The 24,987-nt window shown below is 71.6% G+C and carries 28 protein-coding genes; 14 read left to right on the forward strand and 14 right to left on the reverse strand.

The features are described 5' to 3' along the window. The first annotated feature begins 2 nt into the window (after positions 1 to 2). The 3 genes from WMR31_RS20295 to WMR31_RS22165 all read left to right on the forward strand — a co-directional run bounded on the left by WMR31_RS20295 (position 3) and on the right by WMR31_RS22165 (position 2,292). Complete coding sequence (locus WMR31_RS20295) at positions 3 to 1,667, forward strand: acetolactate synthase (RefSeq protein ID WP_340540714.1); 1,665 nt, start codon at positions 3 to 5, stop codon at positions 1,665 to 1,667. Positions 1,668 to 1,673: 6 nt separating this feature from the next. After that, positions 1,674 to 2,045 carry a thioesterase family protein gene (locus tag WMR31_RS20300; RefSeq protein WP_340540715.1) on the forward strand — a complete coding sequence of 124 codons (372 nt, stop codon included), beginning with the start codon at positions 1,674 to 1,676 and terminating at the stop codon, positions 2,043 to 2,045. 172 nt (positions 2,046 to 2,217) lie between these two features. Then, positions 2,218 to 2,292 (forward strand): 50S ribosomal protein bL37, encoded by a 75-nt coding sequence (locus WMR31_RS22165; RefSeq protein WP_370249596.1) that lies wholly within the window; start codon positions 2,218 to 2,220, stop codon positions 2,290 to 2,292. A gap of 113 nt (positions 2,293 to 2,405) precedes the next feature. On the opposite strand, the gene rsrA is transcribed toward WMR31_RS22165, so the two are convergent. From rsrA to WMR31_RS20325, 4 genes are all read right to left on the reverse strand, one after another. Further along, entirely contained in the window at positions 2,406 to 2,675 is a 270-nt protein-coding gene (gene rsrA, locus WMR31_RS20310; protein ID WP_340540717.1) for a mycothiol system anti-sigma-R factor, read from the reverse strand. After that, on the reverse strand, positions 2,675 to 3,313 hold the full coding sequence (locus WMR31_RS20315) for a sigma-70 family RNA polymerase sigma factor (protein ID WP_340540718.1): 639 nt from the start codon (positions 3,311 to 3,313) through the stop codon (positions 2,675 to 2,677). Before WMR31_RS20315 ends, rsrA begins: the two co-directional genes overlap by 1 nt. A gap of 134 nt (positions 3,314 to 3,447) precedes the next feature. Next, the gene (locus tag WMR31_RS20320) at positions 3,448 to 4,086 is read right to left on the reverse strand and encodes an alpha/beta hydrolase family protein (protein WP_340540719.1); all 639 of its coding nucleotides are present in this window, start codon (positions 4,084 to 4,086) and stop codon (positions 3,448 to 3,450) included. Next, positions 4,083 to 4,835, reverse strand: coding sequence for an SOS response-associated peptidase (locus tag WMR31_RS20325; RefSeq protein WP_340540720.1), 753 nt, complete (start codon positions 4,833 to 4,835; stop codon positions 4,083 to 4,085). The genes WMR31_RS20320 and WMR31_RS20325 overlap by 4 nt, the downstream gene beginning before the upstream one ends. 175 nt (positions 4,836 to 5,010) lie before the next feature. Between WMR31_RS20325 and WMR31_RS20330 the strand changes: the two genes are divergently transcribed. The 3 genes from WMR31_RS20330 to rsgA all read left to right on the forward strand — a co-directional run bounded on the left by WMR31_RS20330 (position 5,011) and on the right by rsgA (position 7,846). Further along, a complete protein-coding gene (locus WMR31_RS20330; protein ID WP_340540721.1) occupies positions 5,011 to 5,535 on the forward strand; it encodes a DoxX family protein in 525 nt (174 codons plus the stop codon). 63 nt (positions 5,536 to 5,598) lie between these two features. After that, on the forward strand, positions 5,599 to 6,822 hold the full coding sequence (gene aroA / locus WMR31_RS20335; RefSeq protein WP_340540722.1) for a 3-phosphoshikimate 1-carboxyvinyltransferase: 1,224 nt from the start codon (positions 5,599 to 5,601) through the stop codon (positions 6,820 to 6,822). 10 nt (positions 6,823 to 6,832) lie between these two features. After that, a complete protein-coding gene (gene rsgA, locus WMR31_RS20340) occupies positions 6,833 to 7,846 on the forward strand; it encodes a ribosome small subunit-dependent GTPase A (protein WP_340540723.1) in 1,014 nt (337 codons plus the stop codon). A gap of 76 nt (positions 7,847 to 7,922) precedes the next feature. On the opposite strand, the gene WMR31_RS20345 is transcribed toward rsgA, so the two are convergent. Next, complete coding sequence (locus WMR31_RS20345; RefSeq protein ID WP_340540724.1) at positions 7,923 to 8,381, reverse strand: DUF2231 domain-containing protein; 459 nt, start codon at positions 8,379 to 8,381, stop codon at positions 7,923 to 7,925. 95 nt (positions 8,382 to 8,476) lie between these two features. Between WMR31_RS20345 and hisN the strand changes: the two genes are divergently transcribed. The 3 genes from hisN (at position 8,477) to WMR31_RS20360 (ending at position 10,564) form a co-directional block, all read left to right on the forward strand. Continuing rightward, on the forward strand, positions 8,477 to 9,370 hold the full coding sequence (hisN, locus tag WMR31_RS20350; protein ID WP_340540725.1) for a histidinol-phosphatase: 894 nt from the start codon (positions 8,477 to 8,479) through the stop codon (positions 9,368 to 9,370). Positions 9,371 to 9,408: 38 nt separating this feature from the next. Then, a complete protein-coding gene (locus WMR31_RS20355; RefSeq protein WP_340540726.1) occupies positions 9,409 to 9,840 on the forward strand; it encodes a CBS domain-containing protein in 432 nt (143 codons plus the stop codon). Between the two features lie 355 nt (positions 9,841 to 10,195). Beyond that, positions 10,196 to 10,564: an FKBP-type peptidyl-prolyl cis-trans isomerase gene (locus WMR31_RS20360; protein ID WP_340540727.1), complete on the forward strand. Its 369-nt coding sequence runs from the start codon at positions 10,196 to 10,198 to the stop codon at positions 10,562 to 10,564. Positions 10,565 to 10,594: 30 nt separating this feature from the next. Here WMR31_RS20360 and WMR31_RS20365 read toward each other — a convergent pair whose 3' ends face one another. Both WMR31_RS20365 and WMR31_RS20370 read right to left on the reverse strand, forming a co-directional pair. Next, a complete protein-coding gene (locus tag WMR31_RS20365) occupies positions 10,595 to 10,840 on the reverse strand; it encodes an RNA-binding S4 domain-containing protein (RefSeq protein ID WP_340540728.1) in 246 nt (81 codons plus the stop codon). A 4-nt stretch (positions 10,841 to 10,844) separates the two neighbouring features. Next, complete coding sequence (locus WMR31_RS20370; RefSeq protein ID WP_340540729.1) at positions 10,845 to 12,137, reverse strand: DUF445 domain-containing protein; 1,293 nt, start codon at positions 12,135 to 12,137, stop codon at positions 10,845 to 10,847. Between the two features lie 50 nt (positions 12,138 to 12,187). Between WMR31_RS20370 and WMR31_RS20375 the strand changes: the two genes are divergently transcribed. After that, entirely contained in the window at positions 12,188 to 12,592 is a 405-nt protein-coding gene (locus WMR31_RS20375) for an FAD synthase family protein (RefSeq protein WP_340540730.1), read from the forward strand. 72 nt (positions 12,593 to 12,664) lie between these two features. Then, on the forward strand, positions 12,665 to 14,209 hold the full coding sequence (locus WMR31_RS20380; protein ID WP_340540731.1) for an MXAN_6640 family putative metalloprotease: 1,545 nt from the start codon (positions 12,665 to 12,667) through the stop codon (positions 14,207 to 14,209). A 106-nt stretch (positions 14,210 to 14,315) separates the two neighbouring features. Here WMR31_RS20380 and WMR31_RS20385 read toward each other — a convergent pair whose 3' ends face one another. Further along, positions 14,316 to 16,145: a flavin-containing monooxygenase gene (locus WMR31_RS20385; RefSeq protein ID WP_340540732.1), complete on the reverse strand. Its 1,830-nt coding sequence runs from the start codon at positions 16,143 to 16,145 to the stop codon at positions 14,316 to 14,318. Positions 16,146 to 16,288: 143 nt separating this feature from the next. On the opposite strand from WMR31_RS20385, the gene WMR31_RS20390 reads away from it, so the two are divergent. Next, on the forward strand, positions 16,289 to 17,470 hold the full coding sequence (locus WMR31_RS20390; protein ID WP_340540733.1) for a sigma-54-dependent transcriptional regulator family protein: 1,182 nt from the start codon (positions 16,289 to 16,291) through the stop codon (positions 17,468 to 17,470). Between the two features lie 18 nt (positions 17,471 to 17,488). Here WMR31_RS20390 and WMR31_RS20395 read toward each other — a convergent pair whose 3' ends face one another. The 5 genes from WMR31_RS20395 to WMR31_RS20415 form a co-directional block, all read right to left on the reverse strand. Further along, complete coding sequence (locus tag WMR31_RS20395) at positions 17,489 to 18,169, reverse strand: nucleoside/nucleotide kinase family protein (RefSeq protein WP_340540734.1); 681 nt, start codon at positions 18,167 to 18,169, stop codon at positions 17,489 to 17,491. 1 nt (position 18,170) lies between these two features. Next, positions 18,171 to 19,052 carry a sugar phosphate isomerase/epimerase family protein gene (locus tag WMR31_RS20400; protein ID WP_340540735.1) on the reverse strand — a complete coding sequence of 294 codons (882 nt, stop codon included), beginning with the start codon at positions 19,050 to 19,052 and terminating at the stop codon, positions 18,171 to 18,173. Between the two features lie 90 nt (positions 19,053 to 19,142). Continuing rightward, entirely contained in the window at positions 19,143 to 19,910 is a 768-nt protein-coding gene (locus tag WMR31_RS20405) for an ATP-binding cassette domain-containing protein (RefSeq protein WP_340540736.1), read from the reverse strand. After that, on the reverse strand, positions 19,907 to 20,905 hold the full coding sequence (locus WMR31_RS20410) for an ABC transporter permease (protein WP_340540737.1): 999 nt from the start codon (positions 20,903 to 20,905) through the stop codon (positions 19,907 to 19,909). Before WMR31_RS20410 ends, WMR31_RS20405 begins: the two co-directional genes overlap by 4 nt. Positions 20,906 to 20,942: 37 nt before the next feature. Next, complete coding sequence (locus WMR31_RS20415; RefSeq protein ID WP_340540738.1) at positions 20,943 to 21,968, reverse strand: substrate-binding domain-containing protein; 1,026 nt, start codon at positions 21,966 to 21,968, stop codon at positions 20,943 to 20,945. A gap of 134 nt (positions 21,969 to 22,102) precedes the next feature. Here WMR31_RS20415 and WMR31_RS20420 point away from each other — a divergent pair, with 134 nt between their 5' ends. Continuing rightward, the gene (locus WMR31_RS20420) at positions 22,103 to 23,305 is read left to right on the forward strand and encodes an ROK family transcriptional regulator (RefSeq protein WP_340540739.1); all 1,203 of its coding nucleotides are present in this window, start codon (positions 22,103 to 22,105) and stop codon (positions 23,303 to 23,305) included. Between the two features lie 20 nt (positions 23,306 to 23,325). Here WMR31_RS20420 and WMR31_RS20425 read toward each other — a convergent pair whose 3' ends face one another. Next, a complete protein-coding gene (locus WMR31_RS20425) occupies positions 23,326 to 24,114 on the reverse strand; it encodes a DUF3152 domain-containing protein (protein WP_340540740.1) in 789 nt (262 codons plus the stop codon). A gap of 186 nt (positions 24,115 to 24,300) precedes the next feature. On the opposite strand from WMR31_RS20425, the gene WMR31_RS20430 reads away from it, so the two are divergent. After that, positions 24,301 to 24,972: a TetR/AcrR family transcriptional regulator gene (locus WMR31_RS20430; RefSeq protein ID WP_340540741.1), complete on the forward strand. Its 672-nt coding sequence runs from the start codon at positions 24,301 to 24,303 to the stop codon at positions 24,970 to 24,972. Positions 24,973 to 24,987 lie beyond the last annotated feature (15 nt).

Raw genomic sequence — 24,987 nt, forward strand, 5'->3', positions numbered from 1 at the left:
GCATGACTTCGACCGAGGACCCCAACGCCGAGCTCACCGGACACGCGGGCGAGCTGGCGGTCGCGGTGGCCCGCGCCCACGGCGTCGAGACGATGTTCACGCTCTCGGGCGCCCACGTGTTCCCGATGTACGACGGCGCGGTGAAGGCCGATCCGCCGATGCGGCTCCTCGACGTCCGGCATGAGCAGACAGCCGCGTTCGCCGCGGAGGCGACCGGGAAGCTCACCCGGGTGCCCGGCCTGGCCGTCCTCACCGCCGGCCCCGGCGTCACCAACGGGGTCAGCGCCATCGCGCAGGCGCAGTTCGCTGGCTCCCCCATGGTCGTCGTGGGCGGCCGGGCGCCGCAGAACCGCTGGGGTACCGGCAGCCTGCAGGAGCTGGACCAGCCGCCGATCGTCGCCTCGATCTCCAAGCTCGCCACCACGATCCCCACCGCCGCGCAGATCCTCGACGGCATGGACCGTGCCTTCGACGTCGCCGGCTCCTCACACCGCGGGCCGGTGTTCGTCGACGTCCCGATGGACGAGTTCTTCAACACCGCCTCGGGCCCCGCGCCACGCACGCCGGACGCCGCCCCCGTCGAGCCCGACGGCGACGCGCTGGGCCGGATCGCCGGGCTGCTGGCCGGTGCCCGGCGTCCGGTGATCATCGTGGGCACCGACGTGTGGGCCGACGGCGCCGAGGAGGCCGCGCTCCGGCTGGTCGAGGACGCCGGGCTGCCTGCCGTCACCAATGGCATGGGCCGCGGCGTGATCCCGGGCGGCCACCCGCTGCTGGTCACCAAGGCGCGCGGGAAGGCCCTCAAGGAGGCAGACCTGGTCGTGGTCGTCGGCACGCCGCTGGACTTCCGGCTGGGCTACGGCGTCTTCGGTGACCCCGAGGACCCCACACCCGTCGTCCACATCGCCGACTCCCCCGGCCAGGTCGCGTCCCACGCCACGCTCGCGGCGTCGGCCGCCGGTGACCTCACCACGGCGCTCGACGGCGTCCTGGCCGCGCTCCAGCGAGGCGAGCGTCCCGACTGGGGCGCCTGGGTCGAGGACCTCCAGGGCGCGGTCGCGGCGGCCGTCGAGCGGGACTCCGCGCTGCTCAGCGCCGAGGCCGACCCGATCCACCCGGCCCGCATCTACGGCGAACTGGCCCCGCGCCTGGCCGAGGACGCCGTGGTGATCGGCGACGGCGGCGACTTCGTGAGCTTCGCGGGCAAGTTCATCGAGCCGCGCCGTCCTGGCGGCTGGCTCGACCCAGGCCCCTACGGATGCCTCGGCGCCGGGCTGGGCGCCGCGATCGCGGCACGGATCGCGCGACCGTCGTCGCAGATCGTGCTGCTGCTCGGCGACGGCGCCGCCGGCTTCTCCCTGATGGACGTCGACACCCTGGTCCGGCACAACCTGCCGGTGGTGATGGTGATGGGCAACAACTCCGCGTGGGGCCTGGAGAAGGGGCCGATGCAGATGCTCTACGGCTACGACGTCGCCGCGGACCTGGGCACCCACACCCGCTACGACGAGGTGGTCAAGGCGCTCGGTGGGGCGGGCGAGACCGTCACCGACCCACGCCAGATCGGGCCGGCCCTCGACCGGGCGTTCGCCTCCGGCGTCCCGTACCTGGTCAACGTGATCACCGACGTCGAGGCGGCTTATCCGCGCGCCACGTTCGGGATCTGAGGCTCGATGAGCATCGAGGCGACCCTGCGGTTCACCGTGACCGACGCCGACACCGCCGCCGCCGTCGGCAGCGGCACCCTGCCGGTGCTCGGAACTCCCCGGCTGCTCGCGTGGTGCGAGGCGGCGACCTGCGCGGCGCTGGAGCCGACGCTCGCCGACGGCTCCACCAGCGTCGGCACCCGCGTCACCCTGGAGCACCTGGCGGCCTCCCCCGTCGGCCGGGAGGTCGAGGTCGTCGCCACCGAGGTCTACGCCGACGGGCGCCTGCACCGGTTCAGCGTCGCCGCCCGCCACCACGGCAGCGACGCCAAGCTCATCGCCTCCGGCGAGATCACCCGCGTCGTCGTCGACGCCGACCGCTTCCTCTCCCGCCTCTGACTCCCCCATTCACGCTGACCCGTCCGCTATAGCTGACGGGTCAGCGCACGATCGAGGGTGACCCGTCTGCTATGGCTGACGGGTCAGCGTGGATGGGAGGGTCGTGGCGGCCGATTTCGTGGGGCGCGGCGGGCCTGAGAGACTGGAGCGTTACCGAACCCAGGAGGTCACCATGGGCAAGACCGGCCGCAAGCGCCGCGCGCGTCGCAAGAAGGGCGCGAACCACGGCAAGCGCCCCAACAGCTGACTTGGCTGAAGTGCTATCCCGGTAGCACCGCGAAGACCCCCGGACCGCAGTCGCGGTGCCGGGGGTCTCTGCTGTCTGATCGACGCTCGGATCGGGCCGACCGGTGCGGCCGGTCAGCCCTCGCTGATCTGGACCTGGATCTGGCGGATCTGGATGCGGACCCGGTCACGCAGGTCCGAGGGCGCCTGCTCGGAGCAGGAGCGGGCGACCACCGCCTTCACGGTGCGCTGCAGGTCGTACTTCTGCAGGCACGGGTTGCACGTGTCGAGGTGACGGCGCACGACCACGCAGTCGGCGTCTCCGAGCTCGTTGTCGAGGAGGAAGACGATCTGCTCGAGGAAGTCGGCGCAGTCGACGTCGTCGTGCCGCTCTGGGGTGCCCATCAGCTCTTCGCCTCCACAGTGCCGGCGGGGAGCAGGTCGTTGGCCCGCACGTAGTCCGACAGCATGTCGCGCAGCTGACGTCGACCCCGGTGCAGCCGCGACATGACCGTCCCGATCGGGGTGTCCATGATCTCGGCGATCTCCTTGTAGGCGAAGCCCTCGACGTCGGCGAGGTAGACGGCGAGCCGGAACTCCTCGGGGAGCCGCTGAAGGGCGTCCTTGACCTGACTGTCGGGCAGGTGCTCGAGGGCCTCGGTCTCCGCCGAGCGCAGGCCCGTGGAGGTGTGCGACTCCGCGCGCGCCAGCTGCCAGTCCTCGACGTCCTCGGACATCGACTGCTGAGGCTGGCGCTGCTTCTTGCGGTAGTTGTTGATGAAGGTGTTGGTGAGGATCCGGTACAACCAGGCCTTCAGGTTGGTGCCCGGCTTGAACTGGTGGAAGGCCGAGAACGCCTTCGCGAAGGTCTCCTGCACCAGGTCCTCGGCGTCGGCCGGGTTGCGGGTCATCCGCATGGCGGCGGAGTACAGCTGGTCGAGGAAGGGCAGCGCGTCGCGCTCGAACCGCAGCGAGCGCTCGGCCTCGGTCTCGGTGGCGAGGTCGACGACGTCGTCGGCCACGGGGGTTTCGATCTCACTCATCAGGTCCCAGCCTAGCCCCCGGCCGCCAGCGACCACGCCGGTCGCCGGGCCGCGCACAGCGGCGGCGGGACGTTCCATCGTTGCCATCACATAGGACCGAACGCGGACGGCGGCGCGGTCATTCCCGGTGCGGGTCAGTTGCCGGCGACCTCGCGCACGATCCACTCGAGCGTCGACTCGACGACGATGTCGAGCGCACCCTCCTGCGAGATCGGGCCGCGCGCCGGCACCTTGAAGCCGTGATCGGCGCCCGGGACGACCGCCATGTCGACGGCGCTGGGGAACTCCTCGGGGCGCCCCATCGAGTCACGCTCGCCTTGGACGACGAGGGTGCGCACGCCGGCGCGGCGCAGCTCCTCGAGCCGGGACTTCTCCGGGTGTCCGGGCGGGTGCAGGGGGAACGCCAGGGCCAGCGCGCCCGAGGCGCCTAGCTGTCTGGCGGTCCGCACCGCCGAGCGGGCACCGGCCGAGCGTCCTCCGACCACGAGCGGGGTCCGGGTGCGGAGCTTGTCGGCGCCGGCGATGAACGCGGCGTCGAGGGTGGCGGGCGCACCGGCGACCTTGCGCCCCGCCCGCACCCACGGCTGCTCGAACCGGACGACGGACACGTTGTTGCGGGGCAGCGCCTCGGCCAGCGCCTCGAGGTCACGACTGTCGATCCCGGCGCCCGCGCCGTGCCCGAGCAGCAGGGTGGCGATCGGCTTGCGGGCCCGCTCGATGACCAGGCGGCCCTCGCCGTGCGGGGTCTCGACGAGCAGTTCGACGTGGGTCACGACGGGACATCCTCCAGGGGCAGCGGCTCGATCAGCTCGGGGCCGTTGTTGCGGACGTTGCCGACCGCCGTGGAGACCGGATAGGCCTCCAGGCGCCCCGGAGCGGCGGGCACCAGGAGGTCGATCAGGTCGTCGGCCGGGGTGCCCGGGTCGAGCCATCGCTCCCACCGGTCGGGCTCGACCATCAGCGGCATCCGGTCGTGGATGCGCCCGAGGTCGTCCTCGGCGTCGGTGGTGATGATCGTGCAGGTCCAGCGGAACCGGGCCGGATCGTCGTCGTCGCGGGTGGGGTCGCGCCAGATCTCGTAGAGACCGGCCATCGCCATGGTGCCGTGGTCGTCGGGCCGGATGAAGTAGGGCTGCTTGCGCGGCTTGCCGGACTTGGTCGTCTCCTCGGTCTGGTACCACTCGTAGTAGCCGTCGGCCGGCAGCAGGCAGCGCCTCTTGGCGAACGCCCGGCGGAACGACGGCTTCTGCGCGACCGTCTCCATCCGCGCGTTGATGAGCCGGGAGCCGATGGCGGGGTCCTTGGCCCACGACGGCACCAGGCCCCATCGCACCACGCGCAACTGCCGCTCGGGCGGCTCCTCGCTCTCGCGCGAGGGCGGCCGTTCCATGACCGCGTAGACGTCCTTGGTGGGGGCCACGTTGTAGTCGGGCTCGAGGGGCTCCTCGACCCGGGTCTCGGCGACGTCGAACTCCTCCACGAGGTCGTCGGTGGTCCGACTCGACGCGTACCTCCCGCACATGGGTCCGATCCTAGGGGCCGCCGGGGACCGGCGATGCCTCGCGCGGGCATCGCGTGCGAGTCGCGACGGCGATCCGGCGCCCGCTCCGGACGCGACCGGGCCGAGCCCTGGCGACTCCAGCGCTCCACTCCGGCAGGTGGAGCGCCGGATCGGTGGATCGCATAGGTTGGTGTCCATGAGTCTCAGCCGTCTGATCGCCCGCCCGCTCCTGGCCTCCGGTTTCATCGTCGGTGCCATCAGCGCGCTGCGGAACACCCCCGCCGTGGCCGCCAAGGCCAAGCCCTTCACCGAGAAGGTCGTCCCGCTCGCCCAGAGCAAGGGCGTGCCGCTGCCCAACGACCCCGCCCTGCTGGTGCGGATCAACGCCGGAGTGCAGATCGCCGGCGCCCTCGCGCTGGCCACCGGCAAGGCACCCCGGCTCGGCGCGACCGCGCTGGCCGCGTCGCTGGTGCCCACCACCATCGCGGGGCACGCGTTCTGGGCCGAGACCACCGAGCAGGGCAAGAACGCCCAGCGGCTCCAGTTCTTCAAGAACGCCTCGCTGCTCGGCGGCGCGATCATCGCCGCCGGCGACACCGACGGGAAGCCCGGTGTCGCCTGGCGTGCACGGCGCGCCGCGAAGGACGCCCGCCGCGAGGCCAAGACGCTGGCCGCCACCGCCAAGCGGGAGGCCAAGATCGCCAAGGCGAAGGTCTCCTAACCCTTGGCATCGGCACCCGAGGATCCGTGGCCGTCTCCTCGGGTCCACGATCCTGTCGAGGCGGTGGTCTCGCTCCCGGGCAGCAAGTCGCTGGCCAACCGGGCGCTCGTGCTCGCCGCGATCGCCGATGGTCCGTCGGTGGTCCGTCGCGCGCTGCGCTCGCGCGACACCCTGCTGATGGCCGGCGGCCTCACCGCGCTCGGCGCGGACGTCGACACCACAGGCGAGGACTGGATCGTCTCGCCTGGACCGTTCGACCGGGACGCCGCGATCGACTGCGGACTGGCCGGCACCGTGATGCGCTTCGTGCCGCCAGTGGCGGCGCTGTCGTCCGCCACGGTGTCCTTCGACGGCGATCCGCACATGCGCAGCCGCCCGATCGGCGAGGTGCTGCTGGCGCTGCGGTCGATCGGCGTCACGGTCGACGACGACGGGCGCGGGGCGCTGCCGTTCGCGATCCGCGGCGCCGGGTCGGTGCGCGGCGGCACCGTGGTGATCGACGCCTCGGCGTCCTCGCAGTTCGTCTCCGCCCTGCTGCTCGCCGGTGCGCGCTACGAGGAGGGCATCGACGTCCGACATGACGGAAAGCCGGTGCCCTCGCTCCCCCACATCGACATGACGGTGGCGGTGCTGCGTGAGCACGGCGTCGAGGTCGACGACTCCGAGGCCAACCGTTGGGCGGTGGCGCCCGGTCCGATCAGGGCGGTCGACCGGGTCATCGAGCCCGACCTGTCGAATGCCGCGCCCTTCCTGGCCCTGGCGGCGCTCAGCGGCGGCACGGTCACCGTGCGCGACTGGCCGGAGACCACCACCCAGCCCGGCGACGAGCTGCGCTCGATCCTGAGCCTGATGGGCTGCGCGGTCACCCGCACCGCGGACGGACTGCAGGTCACCGGGCCCGAGCGCCTCGCCGGCGTCGACCTCGACCTTCACGACGTCGGCGAGCTGACGCCCGCGATCGCCGCGTTGTGCGCACTGGCCGACGGCCCCTCGCACCTGCGCGGCATCGCGCACATCCGCGGCCACGAGACCGACCGCATCGCGGCCCTCGCCGCCGAGCTCGGCGCCCTCGGCGCGGAGGTCACCGAGCATCCCGACGGCCTCTCGATCCGGCCCGCACCCCTGCACGGCGGCGTCTTCCACACCTACGCCGACCACCGGATGGCGCACGCCGGCGTGATCATCGGTGCCGCCGTCGACGGCGTCCTGGTCGAGAACATCGCCACCACCGGCAAGACCTTCCCCGACTTCGCCGGGTTCTGGACCCGCACCGTCTCGGGCGCGTGAGCAGGACCCGATGAGCGGGCGCTACTCCGAGCACGACGTCGAGCACTACGAGCGCCCGCGCCGCCGGACCAGGCCACGCACCAAGGAACGACCTACATACGACGACGCGGTCGAGGGCGTCGTCGTCACCGTCGACCGGGGGCGATTCACCCTCCTCGTCGACGACGCGACCGTGCTCGCGGTCAAGGCGCGCCCGCTGGGCCGCAAGGGCGTCGTCGTCGGCGACCGCGTGCGGGTGGTCGGCGACACCTCGGGTGCCGAGGGCAGCCTGGCTCGCATCGTCGAGGTCGTGGAGCGGACCACCACGCTGCGGCGCACCGCCGACGACGACGATCCGGTCGAGCGGGTCATCGTCTCCAACGCCGCACAGCTCGTGGTCGTGACGGCACTCGCCGACCCGGACCCGCAGCCGCGGCTGATCGACCGCGCGCTGGTGGCCGCCTTCGACGCCGGCATGCAGCCGTTGCTGTGTCTGACCAAGGCCGACCTGCGCGATCCGGAGTCCCTGCTCTCGACCTACCGCTCGCTCGGCGTGCCGTGGGTGGTCACCCGCCGCGGCGGCGACCTCACCGAGGTGCGCGAGCACCTCGCCGGCAAGACCAGCGTGCTGGTGGGCTCCAGCGGCGTCGGGAAGTCGACGCTGGTCAATGCGCTCGTGCCCGATGCCGACCGCGAGGTCGGCCTGGTCAACGCGGTCACCGGCCGCGGTCGGCACACCTCGACCTCGGCCTACCTGCTTCGCCTCCCGCCGCTGCCCGACGGCGCCTCCTCCGTGGACGGCGGCTGGATCATCGACACCCCCGGCATCCGCTCGTTCGGGCTCGCCCACGTGCAGCCCGAGGACCTGATCGGCGCCTTCCCCGACCTCGACGAGATGACCGAGGACTGCCCCCGCGGCTGCACTCACGGCGAGGACGAGCCCGAGTGCGGACTCGACGAGGCGATGGCCGCCGGCCTCGCCGACCCCGACCGGGTGGCCTCGTTCCGGCGGCTGCTCGCCGCGCGCAGCGTCAGCGAGTACTGACGCACCTGAGCGCAGCGAAGGTGCGTGGACGGTGATCGAGCGAGCCGTCAGGTGCTCAGCCTGCGACTGCGGCGTCTCAGCTCTGGTAGCCGGCCCACTTCAGCTGCGCACCGGCGTCGCCGGTGAGGATCGTGTAGACGAAGGTGAGGGCTGCCGTGGCGACCAGCAGCACAGAGAGGACGACGCGGGTCGGGCCGGAGCGGGTGTGGAACCATGCGGCCACGAACGCGACGACCGCGAACCCGGTGACCGAGAGCCTCAGGATCCCGGCGCGCGACTGGTGCGTCTCGAGCATCTCGTGCCGCGTCGGGTCGGTGTAGAAGGTCGGGTTGGCCTCCTCCACCTCCTCGCCGGAGAGGTAGGACACCCAGATCGCCACGAGGGCTACGGCGGCCAGGCCTGCCAGTGGCCAGCGCAGCCAGTCGCGCCATCGGGGCACGAGGGCGTACAGCAGACCCGCAAGGGCCGCAAGCGGCGCGAACACCACCGCCGCGTGCACGACGAATGCGTGGAGCGGCAGCCCGTTGATCTCCATAGATGATGATTCAACCACCTGGGACCAACAGCGACCGGGACCCACAGCAGCCAGCGCTCTGCTCTGTCGCGCTGCGACACCATAGGGTGAGCCTCGTGGCGCACCCCGACTACACCGACGACCTCCGCCTCGCCCACGTGCTGGCCGACGACGCCGACTCGCTCACCAATGCCCGATTCAAGGCCCTCGACCTCCACGTGATGAGCAAGCCGGACCTCACGCCGGTCACCGACGCCGACCAGGCGGTCGAGGAGGGCATCCGCCGGACCCTCTCGCGGGTGCGCTCACGCGATGCGATCACCGGCGAGGAGCAGGGCTCCAGCGGCCACTCGCAACGACGCTGGATCATCGACCCCATCGACGGCACCAAGAACTTCGTGCGCGGCGTCCCGGTGTGGGCCACGCTCATCGCGCTGGCCGTCGACGACGAGGTGGTGCTCGGCGTCGTCTCGGCCCCGCAGTTGCAGCGCCGGTGGTGGGCGTCCAAGGGTGGCGGCGCCTACACCGGGCGGTCGCTGCTCAAGGCGACCCCGATCCAGGTCTCCGACGTCCGGCGCCTCGAGGACGCCTCGATGTCCTACTCCTCCTTCCACGGCTGGGAGGAGCGCGGCCGACTCGACGACTTCATGTCCCTGGCGCGCCGCTGCTGGCGCACCCGGGCCTACGGCGACTTCTGGTCCTACATGCTGCTCGCCGAGGGCGCCGTCGACCTCGCCGCGGAGCCGGAGCTCCAGGTCTACGACATGGCCGCCCTCGACGTCATCGTGCGCGAAGCGGGCGGTCGCTTCACCTCCCTCGACGGCTCGGACGGCCCGTGGGGCGGCAACGTGGTGGCCTCCAACGGCCACCTCCACGACGCCGCCCTCTCCTTCCTCGGCGGACTGCCCGACGACCACGCCGCCGACGCCGACTGGCCCGCCCCCGGCATCGGCTCGGTCAGCGACCTGCGTGCCCGCAGACCGAGACCGACCGAGGATTCCGACCTTTGACCCTGGTCACCGGATGAGGTTGGCGTTACCTTCTGCCCATGCGCATCGGTGAGATCCTGGCGGCCAAGCCCAGTCACGAGATCGTGACCATCACGCCGGACGCCGGCGTCCGCGAGCTGATCGCGAGACTCGCCGAGCACAACATCGGCGCCCTGATCGTCAGCGCCGACGGCACCTCGCTCGACGGGATCGTCAGCGAGCGCGACGTCGTGCGCCACCTGCACCACGACGGCACCGTCATCAACAACACCGTCGACGCGATCATGACCTCCGAGGTCCAGACCGCCGCCCCCGACGACGACCTCGACGACGTCATGGCCACCATGACCGAGCGCCGCTTCCGCCACATCCCGGTGGTCGAGGACGGCTCCCTGGTGGGCATCGTCTCGATCGGCGACGTCGTCAAGCACAAGATCGGGCAGCTGGAGTTCGAGCGCGATCAGCTCGACTCCTACGTGCACCAGTCCTGACCGCGTCCCCCATCGCCCGCGTCTGCTCTCGGCTCTCGGGATTTCCCCGGTCGACCGGGGAAGTATGAACTTGGGGGCCGGGATCCCGGCCTCCAGGTTCAGGTTTCGGCCGTCCAGTCCTCGCCGGGCCGGCGACTCAGGGTGGCTGACGCCCAGGCGGTAGCCGCCGCGATCGGCCCTCGGAGTCCGCGAGGGCGGCGCCGTCTCCCCCACCGGGCACAGCGCCAGCCCCCGACTGGGCGGCCAAAGCCTGAACTTGTCGGGCGATATATCGGCCCCCAAGTTCAGAGATCCCCGGTCGACCGGGGAAATCCCGCCACCGGAGCAGCAACCCAGGCTCGCTAGGCTACGGATCATGGAGAAGCCCGAGATCGACTTTCCCGACTTCGACCCGCCCGCCGACCTGGTGGTCACCGAGCTCGTCGAGGGCGATGGCCCGGAGGCCGCCGCCGGCCAGACCGTGAAGGTGCACTACGTCGGCGTCGCCCACTCCACCGGCGAGGAGTTCGACGCCTCCTACAACCGGGGCGAGCCGTTGCAGTTCCGCCTCGGGGTGGGCCAGGTGATCTCCGGATGGGACCAGGGTGTGCAGGGGATGAAGGTCGGCGGACGCCGGCAGCTGGTGATCCCGCCCCACCTGGGCTACGGCGACCGCGGCGCCGGCGGCGTGATCAAGCCCGGCGAGACGCTGATCTTCGTGGTCGACCTGCTCGAGGTGCGCTGAGCCGGCTCGCGCAAAGCCCTACCGGGGCCCCTACCAGGGGAAGTCGTCGGGAGTGCTGCCGTCGCTCACCCGCGCCGACTGCGCCGCGACCGAGACCAGGTCGCCGTTGACCAGCTGACGGCCGCGGCGGGTCTCCGGCTCGCCGTTGACCCGCACCATGCCGGCGGTGAGGAGCTGCTTGGCGTCCGAGCCGGACTCGACCAGGTTCGCGAGCTTGAGGAACTGGCCGAGCTTGATCGAGGAGTCCTCGATGGGGACGTTCACGGGATCTGCCATGGGATCAGTGAATCACCACCGCGATCGTGTGGATCAGAACCCCCACGAGTCCGCCCACGATGGTGCCGTTGATCCGGATGAACTGCAGGTCTCGGCCCACGTGCAGCTCGATCTTGCCCGCCGCCTCACGACCGTCCCACTGCTGGATCGTGTGGGTGATGACGGCGGTGAGGTCGCGGCCGTAGCGCTCGACGACGAACACCGCGGCGTCGGCGGCCAGGCCGTCGAGTCGCAGTCGTAGCGCGGCGTCGGTGCGCAGCCGCTCGGCGAACTGGGAGACCTCGCTCAGCAGGCGGGTGCGCACGGCGCCATTGGGGTCCTCCAACGAGGTGCGCAGCGCCCGTTGGAGGGCCTGCCACAGCGAGATGCCCGACGTGACGACGGCAGGGTGCTCCAGCAGCCGCGACTTGAGCCGCTCGGTGCGCTCCTGGGTCGCGGGGTCCTCGAGCAGGTCCTGGGCGAGCTGGGCGAGCATCGAGTCGAGCGCCAGCCGCGCCCGGTGCTGCGGGTCCTCGCGGATGTCGCCCACCCACCGCACCATCTCCCGGTGCACCCGCGCCGAGACCCGCTCGTTGAGGGTGTCGGGCGCCCACCAGGGGGCCCGCTCGACCAGCACCGCCTGGACGGTGTCGGGGTTCTGCTGCAGCCACTCGTGCAGCTCGGCGAAGAGCAGGTCCACCAGCCCGTGGTGGACGTCGTCGCGTACCGCCTCGGCGAGCAGACTGCCCAGCAGCGGCGCGATCGGCTCGTCACGGAAGCGCGGCACGAGCGCCTCGGTGACCAGCGCCTCGATGTGCTCGGGGCGGACCTTGTCGAGGAAGATCGTGGCCAGGTCGGCGGCCTCGTCGACCACCCGCTGGGCGTTGGCCTCCTCCCCCAGCCAGGCGCCGAGCCGCGCCGAGATCGACGCCGCCGCGATCCGGTCCCGGATGATCTCCTCTTGGAGGAAGTTCTCCCCCACGAAGTCCTCCAGGCCGCGCCCGAGGTCGTCCTTGCGCTTCGGGATCAGGGCGGTATGCGGGATCGGCAGTCCGAGCGGGTGGCGGAACAGCGCGGTGACGGCGAACCAGTCGGCGATCGCGCCGACCATGGAGGCTTCCGCGCCGGCGTTGACGAAGCCCCAGAAGCCGTCGCGGTCGAGGGTGGCGACGAACACGACGGCGGCGAGGACGAGCAGGCCGAGCGCGACGGTCCGCATCCGTCGCAGGGCACGTCGACGGCGGGCGTCGGCCTCGGGGTCTCCGGCGAGCATGGGGATCCTCGGCGCCTGGAGCTCGGAAGACACAGTGGTCGGCATCGCACCATCCTTGCGCAGTTTGGCGCTCTTCCCGTGGAACACTGGCCCCCATGCCCGAGCGCCGTACCGTCATCACCTTCGGGACGTTCGACGTCTTCCACGTCGGTCACCTCAGGGTGATCGAGCGGGCCGCCGCACTCGGCGACCGGCTGGTCGTCGGGGTCTCGGCCGACGAGCTGAACCAGCGCAAGAAGGGCCGCGCGCCCGTGTTCAGCCAGGACGAGCGGCTCGCGATCGTGGCCGCGCTCAAGCCGGTCGACGCCGTCTTCGTCGAGGAGAGCCTCGAGCTCAAGCGCGACTACATCCTCGAGCACGGCGCCAACGTCTTGGTGATGGGCGATGACTGGGCCGGTCGCTTCGACGAGTTCGAGGACATCTGCGAGGTCGTCTACCTGCCGCGCACGCCGGCGATCTCCACCACCGCGCTGATCGAGAAGATCGCCTCTGGCCCCTAGCCCACCCGCGGCACCTGCTCGACCCGCTCCCCCGAACCGGCAACTTCCCCACCGACTCGGAGTCTTCCCCACATGCGCCATCGCTCCTTCCTGCTCGCGCTCGCCCTGGCGATCGCCACCGTCCTCGCCCTCCCCGCGGCCGCGCCCGCAGCACCCGATCCGGCCGCGCCGGGACCAGCCACGCTCTCGCGTGACGGCGACGGCGCCGCGGTCCTCTCGCGCGCCACGGAGGCGCTGTACGGCACCGGCACACCCGACCGGCGGCCCGAGGCGACCCTCGCGCTGCGCGACCTGTTCGCCGCCAAGTCCCGGCTCGGGATGCTCGGCAACCAGTTCGCCGGCGGTCTGCTGGCCCGCCCCACCGAGGGCGTCCGCGATCCGTTCGCCGATGGCTACTCCGCCCGCTCGAAGCGGATGTGCGGCGCCAACATCTGCGTGCACTGGGTCGAGCGCACCGACGACGCCGCCACCCGCGAATGGGCACGCACAACGCTGCGGGCGATGCGCCAGGTCTGGCGTCACCACATCGGGACCCTCGGCTACCGGCGTCCGGCGACCGACGGGCTACGTGGCGGCAACGCGAAGTTCGACGTCTACCTCAAGGAGCTGGGCAGCAAGGGCGTCTACGGCTACTGCGCCCCCGAACGTCGCGTCGCAGGCGAGCCGCTCCAGGCCAGCGGCTTCTGCGTCCTGGACAACGACTTCGCGCGCAGCCAGTTCGGCCGGGCCCCCAAGCAGACGCTCAAGGTGACCGCGGCCCACGAGTTCTTCCACGCGATCCAGTTCGCCTACGACTTCGGCGAGGACCCGTGGCTGCTGGAGTCGACCGCCACCTGGATGGAGGAGCGCTTCGCCCCGGCCGTCGACGACAACCGCGCCTACCTGCGCTACGGCCAGCTCGGACGTCCGAGGGTGCCGCTGGACCTGTTCGAGACCAGCGGGTACGCCCACTACGGCAACTGGACCTTCTGGGAGTTCGTCGCCGACCGGCTCGGCGCCGACGTGGTGCGTCAGGTGTGGGAGCGGGCAGGGACCGGAGGCGGGCTGCCGAACGACTACTCCACCCAGGCGCTGCGCCGGGTGCTCGCCGACCACGGCGGACTCCCCCGGATCTTCGCCGCCTACTCCGCCGGCAACACGATTCCCGGCGCGACCTACCCGGAAGGGCTCGCCTATCCCAAGGCGCCGGTCGCCTCCCGGCTGCTGTCGACGACCCAACCGCGCACCCGGTTCAAGGCCCGCATCGACCACCTCAGCTCGCGCTCGGTGCGGCTGCGCCCGGACCGCTCGCTGCGCGACGCCGGCTGGCGCCTCCAGGTGCACATCGACGCTCCAGCGACGCACCGCGGCTCGGCGGCCTACCTGACGGTCAAGCGGGCCGACGGCCGCCTGCACCGGCGCCTGATCCGTCTGGACCCCACCGGCGCCGGACAGGCCCGCGTGCGGTTCTCCGCGCGAGCCACCAAGGTCGTCACGATCACCTTCGCCAACGCCTCGACCCGCACCGTCTGCGACGACGGCACCACCTACGCCTGCCAGGGCACCTCCCGCGACGACGACCGCCGCTTCCGGCTCTCGGCCCACGTCGTCCGCCGCTCACTCCCCCCACGACGCTGACCCGTCAGCTATAGCGGACGGGTCACCGCCCATCTTGCGCTGACCCGTCAGCTATAGCGGACGGGTCAGCGCAAATGGGAGACCGGCACGGGTTGGTGGTCGAGGATCAGGCCAGGTGGTGGACCTCCTGCGGCTCGCTGACCGGGGTGTCGAGGCCGGCGTGGCGGGCCTTGAGCTGGAGGGCGAGGTAGAGGGAGTAGTGGCGCGACTGGTGCAGGTTGCCGCCGTGGAACCACAGGCCGTCCTGCTGGGTCGGCTTCCACATGTTGCGCTGCTCGCCCTCCCACGGCCCGGGGTCCTTGGTGGTCTCCGAGCCGAGGCCCCAGCACTTGCCCACCTTGTCGGCGACCTCCTGGCTGATCAGGTCGGCGGCCCAGCCGTTCATCGAGCCGTAGCCGGTGGCGTAGACGACGAGGTCGGCGGGCAGCTCGGTGCCGTCCTCGAGGACGACGGCGTCCTCGGTCAGGTGGGACACCTGGCCCTGGGCGAGCCTCACCTCGCCGTCGGCGACCAGCTCGGCGGCGCCGACGTCGATGTAGTAGCCCGAACCGCGGCGCAGGTACTTCATGAACAGGCCGGAGCCGTCGTCGCCCCAGTCGTGCCGGAAGCCGGCCGCCTCCAGCCGTGAGTAGAAGTCGGCGTCCTTCTCGGCCATCTTCTCGTAGGCCGGGATCTGGAACTCGTGCATGATCCGGTACGGCAGGGAGGCGAAGATCAGGTCGGCCTTCTCGGTGGTCACCCCCGCCTCCAGTGCTCGCTCGGAGTAGAGGTCGCCGAGGCCGTACTCCATCAGGGAGTCGCTCTTGACGATGTGGGTGGAGGAGCGCTGCACCATCGTGACGTCGGCGTCGTGCTCCCACAGGGCACCGCAGATGTCGAAGGCGCTGTTGTTGCTGCCGATCACCACGCAGCGCTTGCCGCGGTAGGCGTCCGGGCCGGGGTGGGCCGAGGAGTGATGCTGCTCGCCGCGGAACACGTCCTGCCCCGGAACGACGGGCTGGTTCGGCTTGCCGGACATGCCGGTGGCCAGCACCAGCTGCTTGGGGCGCAGCGTCATCGGGGTGCCGTCGCGCTCGATCTGGACGGTCCACTCCTGGTCCTCCTCCGACCAGGTCGCCGAGGTCGCGACCGTGGAGGACCAGTACGGGACCTCCATGATCTTCACGTACGACTCCAGCCAGTCGCCCACCTTGTCCTTGGGGGCGAAGACCGGCCAGTTGTCGGGAAACTTGAGGTAGGGCAGGTGGTCGTACCAGACCGGGTCGTGCAGGCACAGGCTCTTGTAGCGGTTGCGCCACTGGTCGCCGGGGCGCGGGTGCTTGTCGATGACGAGGCTCGGGACGCCGAGCTGACGCAGCCGGGCGCCGAGCGCGATGCCGCCCTGGCCGCCGCCGAGGACGAGGACGTAGGGCTGCTCGGTGACGCCGAGGGCCTCGTCCTCGGCGGTACGGCGCTCGAGCCACGTCGTCCGGTCGCGCGAGGCGCCGTGCTCGGCGCCGGCGGGACGGCGGACTCCGCGCGGCTCCTCATGTCCCTTGAGCTCGTACAGCGTGGTGAGGAAGGTCCAGGCGCGGTCGCGACCGTCCTCCTCGCGAAGCCGCACCAACCCGCGACCGCGCCCGACGGCGGTCTCGAACTCGAACCACGCGGTCACGACGCCGTCGTCCTCGGTGGGCGGCTCGGACACCGTGAATCCGGTGGGGTCGACCCGGTCGAGGGTCTCGGTGAGACGGGCGGCGACGCCGTCGCGATTCTCCACCGTCGAGATGTTCCAGGTGAAGGCGATCAGGTCACGCCAGAAGCTGGCGGTCGCGAAGTGGTCGGCGGCGGCAGCCACGTCGCGCTCGGCGAGGGCCGCCTCGAACGAGGCGAACCAGATGGCGGCCCGCTCCTGGGGCGAGAGGGTCGAGACGGGAGCATCGATCGTCTGGGTCATGTGAGCCAGGACACATCGTCGACGGCGTCCGGCGGAAGCGTTGCACGAGATTGCACCAACGTGCCCGCAACCTTCGATCACCGACGATGGAGTAGCACAATGTGATCGGCGCCACGTGGCGCCCGAGTCGGTGAGGAGAGCCGATGTCGTCCTACGGCGCGGTCGAGCCGGGCACCGACCTGTCGGTGCGCGCCCGCGAGCTGCGCCGGGTCCGCGACGCCGTCCTCGGCGGACTGCGTCCAGACGCGCGTCCACGGCCCGTGGTCGCCCGATCGTGGTCGCGGGTGATGGCGATCGGACTGGCGCCCGACGGCGTCAACGCACGCGACCCGCTGCCAACCGAGGAGATCGAGCGCCGCCGTCACGTCTCGGCCCTCTCGCTGGTCGTCGATGAGCTGCGCCGGGTCCTCACCACCGTCGCCGACGCCTCGCTGTTCCTCATGGTGGTGTGCGACGCCGACGGCATCATCTTGTGGCGTGAGGGCGCCGCCCGGGTGCGCGCCCAGGCCGACCGACTGGGCTTCGTCGAGGGCGCCACCTGGACCGAGCAGTGCGTCGGCACGAACGCGATCGGCACCGCGCTGGCCGAGGCCGCTCCGGTGCAGCTGTTCTCGGCCGAGCACTACGAGCAGCAACAGCATCCCTGGTACTGCACCGCCTACCCCTTGCACGACCCCCGCACCGGCGACCTGCTCGGCGTGGTCGACATCAGCGGACCCGCGTTCACCCTGCACCCGGCCCTCGGCTCGCTCGTCGAGAGTGCGGTCCGGCTCGCCGAGGCGTCGCTGTGGCGTCACCATCAAGACGGCCTCGAGAGGCTGCGCCGGGAGGCGGCGCCGCTGGAGGGAAGCGGACCGCTGCTCGTGGTCGACGAGCACGGCTGGGTCGCCCATCACGTCGGGCTCGCCGCCCGCGACCGGATCGAGGTGCCCAGCGCCGACCGGCCGATCGCGGTGCCCGGACTCGGCCTGTGCGTGCCGGAGCGGATCGCGCACGGGTGGCTGATCCGCCCGAGCACCAGCCCGGTCTCGGTGACCGCCCGCCTCGCACCCGACGGCGTCCTCGACGTCACCGGCGGCGAGCGATCCTGGCGCACCACGCTGACCCGTCGGCACGTGCAGATCCTCACCCATCTGGCCGCCGCGGGACCCGCCGGCGCGGACGCCGCCGCGCTGAGCGTGCTCATGCACGGCGACACCGACCACGTCGTCACCGCCCGCGCCGAGGTCTCCCGCCTGCGGCGCGCGGTCGGTGCGCTGGTCGTCACCGGTCCGTACCGGCTCGCCGACGGCGTCCGGCTCGAGGTGGTCGGCGAGGGGTCCTGAGGGTTCCCTCGTCTCCGCTCAGCCCAACCGGACCACCAGGTCGGCGCGAGCCCGGGCGGCCTCGACCAGCCGGGCATTGGCCTCGTCGCTGCGGTGGACCCACTCGTGGGCGGCCTCGGGGCTCTTGCCGAACCGGACGTGGCGGGCGATCAGGCGCGCGATGCGCAGCTCCTGGTCGACGTCGACGAACCAGATCTCGTCCAGAGCGCCGCGGACGTGCTCCCACCCCCCGTCGTCGAGGAGCAGGTAGTTGCCCTCGGTGACGACGAGGTCGGCCTCGGGCGGCACGACCAGGGCGGCGGCGATCGGCTGCTCGAGCTCGCGCTCGAAGCCCGGCACGTAGACCGGACGGGACGCCCCCGACCGGAGCCGCTGCAGCGTGGCGACGTACCCGTCGACGTCGAACGTCTCGGGCGCGCCCTTGCGGTCGAGCAGTCCGAGGCGGGCCAGCTGCTCGTCGGCGAGGTGGTAGCCGTCCATCGGCAGGTGCGCGACCCAGTCCGCGCCGCGTCCCACCGGGGGGACGCCGCGCAGCCCGGCGAGCAGGGCGTCGGTGAGAGTCGACTTGCCCGAGCCCGGCGCACCGGCGATCCCGAGCACTCGGCGCTCCCGAGAGGCGCCGAGTGCCCGGGCTCGGTCGAGGAGCGCCGCCAGCTCGCCGTCGGCGAGGGCGGGCGCGACCACCGGTGCGTCGGTCATGTCAGGAGGGCCGGCCGGGGAGTCGCTCGGCCATGAAGCGGCGGGCGTGGGTGGCCAGGTCCATCCCGTCGTCCCACAGGTTGCGCCAGATCGCCAGGTCGTTGGACAGGGTCGGCGACACCACGGCCGAGGAGAACGACTCGAAGGTGATCGGGCCCGTGTAGCCGATCTCGGCGAGCGCGGCGAAGAAGCCGTCGAAGTCGATGTGCCCCTGGCCGAGGTAGCCGCGGTGGTTCTCGCCGATGTGCACGTAGCCCAGGCGGTCGCCGACGAGCCGCACCGGCGCATCGAGGGAGTCCTCCTCGATGTTCATGTGGTAGGTGTCGAGGTGGATGGTCACGTTGTCGGCGCCGATGTCGTCGGCCAGTCGCAGCGCGTCGGCCGCGGTGTTGATGACATTGGTCTCGTAGCGGTTGCAGATCTCCAGCCCGAGGGTCATGTCGCGGGTGGCCGCCTCCGCGGCGAGGTCGCCGAGCACCCGGACGACGTTGGCCCGGCCCTGGTCGGTGAGCGGGGCGCCGTACTTGCCGAGCGCGCTGTAGAGCGCGCCGGTGAAGTGCTTGCCGCCGAGCTCGTCGGTGATCGCGAGCGAGTCGTGCAGGAGCTTCTCGCCCCGCTCGACCGTGGCGGCGTCGGTGCTGGACACGTCGGCGTCGAAGGCCAGGCCGCGCGAGCAGGCGACCGCGAGGTCGGCCTCCTCGAGGGCCGCCCGGGCCGCGGCGGTGTCGAGGTTGACGGCGTCGTGGAGGGAGAGCTCGAGCAGGTCGTAGCCGGCTGCCTTGGTCTTCTCGACCGCGGTGCGGACGTCGTCGGGGCCGGTGCCCCCGACCCAGACGAGGGCGTGGACGCCCAACGGGTTGGTGCGGGTGGACGGGTCGGTCATGGGGGGTCCCTTCGGGAACGAGTCGGGGCGCGCGGAGGTTGCGCGGGGTCAGTCCTGGCCGGTCGGTACTGGCCGGTCGGTACTGGCCGGTCAGTCCTGGATGGCGCCGGTGATGAGGCCGACGATCTCCTGACCGGTCGTGGCGTCGGTGCGACGTCCGGCGACGCAGCGGCCGGCCCGCATCACCCACACCTGCTGGCTCAGCCGCATCACCTGGTCGAAGTTGTGGCTGATGAGAAGCACCGCGTGCCCCTCGTCCTTGAGGCGGACGATCAGCTCCTCGACCCGCGCGGTCTCCTGGACGCCGAGGGCGGCCGTCGGCTCGTCCATGATCACCAGCTGGGAGGAGAAGCCCGCGGCCCGGCAGATCGCGACGGCCTGCCGCTGCCCACCGGAGAGACGGCGGACCTTGGAGGTCACCTGAGGCACGTTCACGGCGAGCTCGGAGACCATCTTCTGGGCCTCGCGCCGCATCCGGCGCCGGTCCAGGAAGCCGAACCGGGTGTGCTCGCGGTTGAGGAACAGGTTCTGCCACACCGTGAGGTCCTCGACCAGGGCGAGGTTCTGGTGGACGGTCTCGATTCCGGCCTCGCGAGCAGACTCCGGGCTGGGGAAGCGAACCGGATTGCCGTCGAAGAGGATCTCGCCGGAGTCGGGCGCGTGGACGCCGGAGAAGCAGCGCACCAGCGTCGACTTCCCGGCGCCGTTGTCGCCCACGAGCGCGGTGACCTCGCCAGGGGCGACGGTGACGTCGACGTCGACGAGGGCGCGCACGTTGCCGAAGGAGAGGGAGACTCCGCGGGCCTCGAGCAGGGGCGTCGTCGTCTGGGTCTGGCTGGGAGCCTTCTCGAGTTTCACTTCTGGAACCTCATCAGGTAGGCGGCCGCCACGACGACGACACCGACGGACAACGGCTGGTAGTACTCGGAGACACTGAGCGTGGTGAGCCCGTTGACCAGCACGGTGAGCAGCAGCGCACCGCACACCGGGCCGAAGATGCTCGCCTTCCCGCCGAACAGGCTGACCCCGCCGAGCACGACGGCGGCCACGGAGTTGAGCAGGTACGAGGTGTTGGGTGCCGGCGGCGTCGAGCCGAGCCGGGAGACCACGATGATCGCGGCGACGCCGGCGAGCGAGCCGGCGATCGCATAGACCGCGATCTTGACCCGCGCGGTGCTGATGCCGGTGGCGGTGGCGGCCTCGGGCGATCCGCCGGTGGCCAGCACGTGGGTGCCGAACCGGGTACGGAAGAGGACCAGGTAGGCGATCACCGCGATCACCAGGGCCACCACGACGATCCAGCTGACGATCCAGATCCCGTCGAGGGAGATGGTGAACAAGAACCGCTCGGTGACCTGGACGGGCTGGCCGTCGGAGAGGATCAGGGCGAGCCCGGACGCCGCCGACAGCATGCCGAGGGTCACCACGAAGTCGGTGATCTTGAAGAAGGCGACCAGGATCCCGTTCACCAGTCCGGCCAGCAGCCCGACGACGATCGCGCCGAGCATCGCGACCGCCAGCGGCAACTCGGCCTTGTAGAGCTGGCCGAGGACGACGATGCCGAGCGTCATCACCGACGCGATCGACAGGTCGATGCCGGCCGTGGCGACGACGAAGGTCTGGGCGACCGCGAGCACGATGAGCGCGGCGGAGGCGGTCAGGATGCCCTCGATGTTGTCGATGCTGAAGAAGCTCGGCTTCAACACGGTGAAGACGACCAGCACGACGACCAGGCCGATCGGCGCCGCCCAGTCGGCCAGGACGCCGATCTCGAAGGGGGCGCGCTGCGTGCGCCGATCGGTGTCGGGCCCGCCGGTCGAGCCGCGTGCGGGTGATGCGGTTGCCTCGGACATCACGAGACCTCTCTGCTGGTGGTGGTCGCGGGGATGGTCACTCGACCAGGTCCGCGAACGGGTCGTCGTACTCCTCGAACGGCGCCGGCGCGGCCTTCAGGGCGTCGGCCACGTTGTCGGCGGTGACCAGCGCGACCGGGGCGGTGACGTCGTCGGGGAGGTCCTTGCCGGCGATGGCGGCACGGCAGGCGTTCACGCCCATCTCACCGATCGCGTAGGGGTACTGCGCCACGACGGCCGACAGCTCGCCGCTCTCGACGCCCTTGAGGCCGTCCTCGACGCCGTCGACGCTGATGATGTCGACCTCGCCGGTGCGGCCGGCGTCGGACACGGCGCGGGCGACGCCGAGGGCCATGTCGTCATTGGCGACGAAGAAGCCCTTCAGGTCGGGGTTGGCGCGCAGGATGGTGGCGGCCTGGGTGAGCGCCTCGTCGCGGGCCCAGTTGGCCGCAACGGTCGGGAGCACCTCGATGCCGTCGCCGGCGCCGGTGGTGAAGCCCTCGATCCGGTCGTTGCTCGTGACGTCGCCGGCGATGCCGCCGATCACCGCGACCTTGCCGCCGTCGGGAAGCAGGCTGGCCATGTGCTCGCCGGCCATGGTGCCGGCGTCGACGTTGTTGGTGCCGATGTAGGTGTCGGGCTCGGCGTCGGCCTCGTCTGCGGCCTTGGCGTCGACCGGGGAGTCGATGTTGACGATCGGGATGTCCTTGGCCGCGAGCTGGGCCATGCCCTGCACCAGGTTGGTGCCGTCGATCGGGTTGACGATCACGCAGCCGGGGTTCTGGGTGGCGACGTTGTTGAGCTTGTCGAGCTGGCCGGTGGTGTCGGTGATGTTGCTCGCAGCCTGGACGTTCACCTTCAGGTCGCCGGCGCCGTCCTTGATGCCGGCCTCCATCTGCTGGAAGAAGGGGTTGTCGAGACCCTTGATGACCGCGGCGATCGACTCGGCGTCGCCGCTCGTGCCGCCCGACTCGCCGTCGTCGCTGCCACAGGCGGCGAGGCCGAGCCCGGCGACCGCGATCACGGCGGTGACGGCGAGACGAGAACGGTGGGTGTGGCGCATGGGATCCTCCGGCGGCTGAGCGGTGCGTGGGCTGCCCGTGTGGGCTGGGTCTCATTCCACTCCCGATTAATGTTGGTTGTCAAGCATTATTTAGGCCTATTCCGTTTGTGGCCGTCGTTAATTAGGATGACGCCATGACGCAGACCGCCGGGGGCTTCCTCGGCGCCGGCCCCGGTGAGGTGCTCGGGCTCTTCCGTGCCCAGGGCGCCCTGACCCGCGCCGCGGTGATGGACCTCACCGGGCTCTCGCGCTCTACGGTCAACCAGCGCATCGACCTCCTGCTCGACGCCCGTCTGCTCGTCGGCCGCGACCCGCGCGTCGTGCCCGGCCGAGGCCGCGGCAGGCCGGCCGGCTCCTTCAACTTCCATGCCGCGCGCGGCGTGCTCCTCGTGTGCGACATCGGAGCCACCGCCATGCGGGCAGCGGTGTGCGACCTCGCCGGACGCATCGAGCTCGACGAGCAGCTGCCGAGCGCGGTCACCGACGGCCCCGAGCTCGTGCTCGAGCGGGTCAACTCCCTGTTCGACCGGCTGCTCGACGCGGTCGGTCGCACCCGCGCCGACGTCGAGGGCCTCGCGCTGTCGGTGCCGGGGCCGGTGGACCACGAGCAGGCCACCGTGGTGAGCCCGCCGATCATGACCGGCTGGGACCGCTTCGACATCCGCGGCTGGTTCGGCCGGTTCTACTCCTGCCCGCTGCTCCTGGAGAAGGACGCCACGGCGATGGCCTGGGGCGAGTACCGCACCCACTACCCGGACGCCGACACGATGGTCATGCTCAAGCTCGGCACCGGCGTCGGATCCGGGATCATCGCGGGCGGGCGCATCCACCGCGGCGCCGATGGCGCGGCAGGCGACATCGGGCACACCCAGATGCTCGGCGAGCCCTCCGACGACGGTCCGCTGTGCCGGTGCGGCAATCGCGGCTGCGTGGAGGCACACGCGGGCGGCTGGGCGATGATCCGCGACCTCGCGGCGGCCGGTCGCGACGTGGCCACCGTCGACGACGTGGTCGAGCGGATCCGGACCGCGGACCCGGTCGCGGTCGCCCTGGCCCGGGCCTCGGGGCGCACCCTGGGGATGGCCGTCGCCGAGACGGTCAACATCCTCAACCCGCGGGTGGTCGTGGTCGGCGGCCAGCTCGCTGCGGCCGAGGAGCAGATCTTCGCCGGCCTACGCGAGATGGTCTACTCCCGCTCACTCCCCCTCGCGACGCGCCGCCTCGAGCTGCGCCGCAGCCGGCTCGACCAGCGAGCGGGGACGATCGGCCTCGCGCTGCTGCTCTCCGACCACATCTTCGAGCCCGCCCGCATCGACGCCGACCTGCTCACGGGCTGAGCGCGCCCGACGTCACCGGCTCAGTCGTCGGCCGGCCAGCTGTTGCGCGTGCACTCGCCCAGGCCGTAGGTCTGCTGCATCATCACCGGCGCCGGCTCGCCCGCGCCGGGGCACTCCACGTGCGAGTAGCCGAGCGCGTGCCCGACCTCGTGGTTGATCAGGTACGTGCGGTAGCCCGCGAGGTCACCGCGGTAGTCGGGGATCCCGTGTGCCCAGCGCAGGGCGTTGAGCACGACGAGGTCGCCGTTGCGGCACGAGACCCGGCCGCGGGTCTCCAGCGGCGCACACAGCTCGTCGGTCGTGTCGGGCGTGGCCACCAGGATGCGCAGGTCGGCGTCGTCGGCGACCTGTGCGAGCTCGACGTCGGAGATGCCGGTCCAGCTGCGCGGATCGCTCAGGGTCTCGCCGACGACGTCGGCCACCTCGTCGGCGTCGAAGGGCAGCGTGCGCTCGATCTCGACGGTGTAGGTCGTGGCGCCGTAGGTGTCCTCGGCCGAGCGCGCCGAGACAGCGGCCCGGTCGAAGATGCCCGGCCCACCGGTGGGGATCTGCCGGCGCGCCGGCCTGCGCTCGGAACGCCGGGCTCGTTCGCCCGGCTCGGCCCGGTCACGCGGCTCGGCCCGGTCACGCGGCTCGGCCCCGTCACGCGGTTCGGGCAGGTCGCGCGAGAGTGTCAGCGCACGCTCGTTCGGGGACGGCGTCGCACCCTCGGGCGCGGTCAGGCGGGCCGCCGTGGTGGCCGGTCGGGGATCGCCGACCAGGCCGGCGAGGACGACGACCGCGGTCGTCGCGACGGCGAGGAGGAGCACGCCGGCAGCGTGCCGACGTCGCGCTCGGACCGATGGATCGCGGCGGGAGTGGGCACCCCGGCGCCGAGAATGGCGCCCTGCTTGCCCCCGTGTCACGTACCCGAAGCATGCCAGAGCGCCTGCTCGCACGGGCACGCGGGATCGGCTGCGCTCCTTGGCTGACGGGTCAGTGAATACGATGGAGCCATGTCTCCCCGCTCCGCCTCGCTCAATGCCGAGATGCGCGAGCGTTCGCGCGCGGAGATCCTCGCAGCCGCACTCCGGGTCTTCGCGCAGCGAGGGTACGAAGCCTCTTCGCTCACCGCGATCACGACCGAGGCAGGGGTGTCGCACGGCCTGGCCCACTACTACTTCGCCACCAAGCGCGACCTGCTCACCGAGGTGCTGCGCGGCCGGCTGGGCGCCGTCATCGAGCTGGTCGCCCAGCTGCCCGACGACCCGGACAAGGCGCTGGCGATCCTGATCGACGCCTTCTTGGGCTCGGCGGCAGCCGAGCCCGACGAGCAGTCGCTGACCCTCGCGCTGATGATCCAGCCGGGCGTGCGTGAGGTCTATGCGACCCTCGAGGCGCACAACGACGGGATCATGCAGGCCACCGAGGACCGGCTGCGCGCGATCTTCGCGGCGCGGGGCGCGGAGGATCCCGCGCTCGAGGAGATCGTGTTCCGCACCATCCTCGAGGGCGTCATCTTCAAGTACTGCGTCTACCGCGGCAGCTATCCCCTCGCCGCGGTGCGCCGGCGGCTGTACGCGATGTGGGACCTCTCCGAGCCACCACCCGACGACCTCGCCGATCCGGCACGTGGGAGCGAGGACGAATGGCGGCTGCGAGCCTGGCCCGGCGATGGGCAGCCCTGACCCGCGATCGCGGCG

This window comes from Nocardioides epinepheli, assembly GCF_037936805.1.
Classification (GTDB): Bacteria; Actinomycetota; Actinomycetes; order Propionibacteriales; family Nocardioidaceae; genus Nocardioides.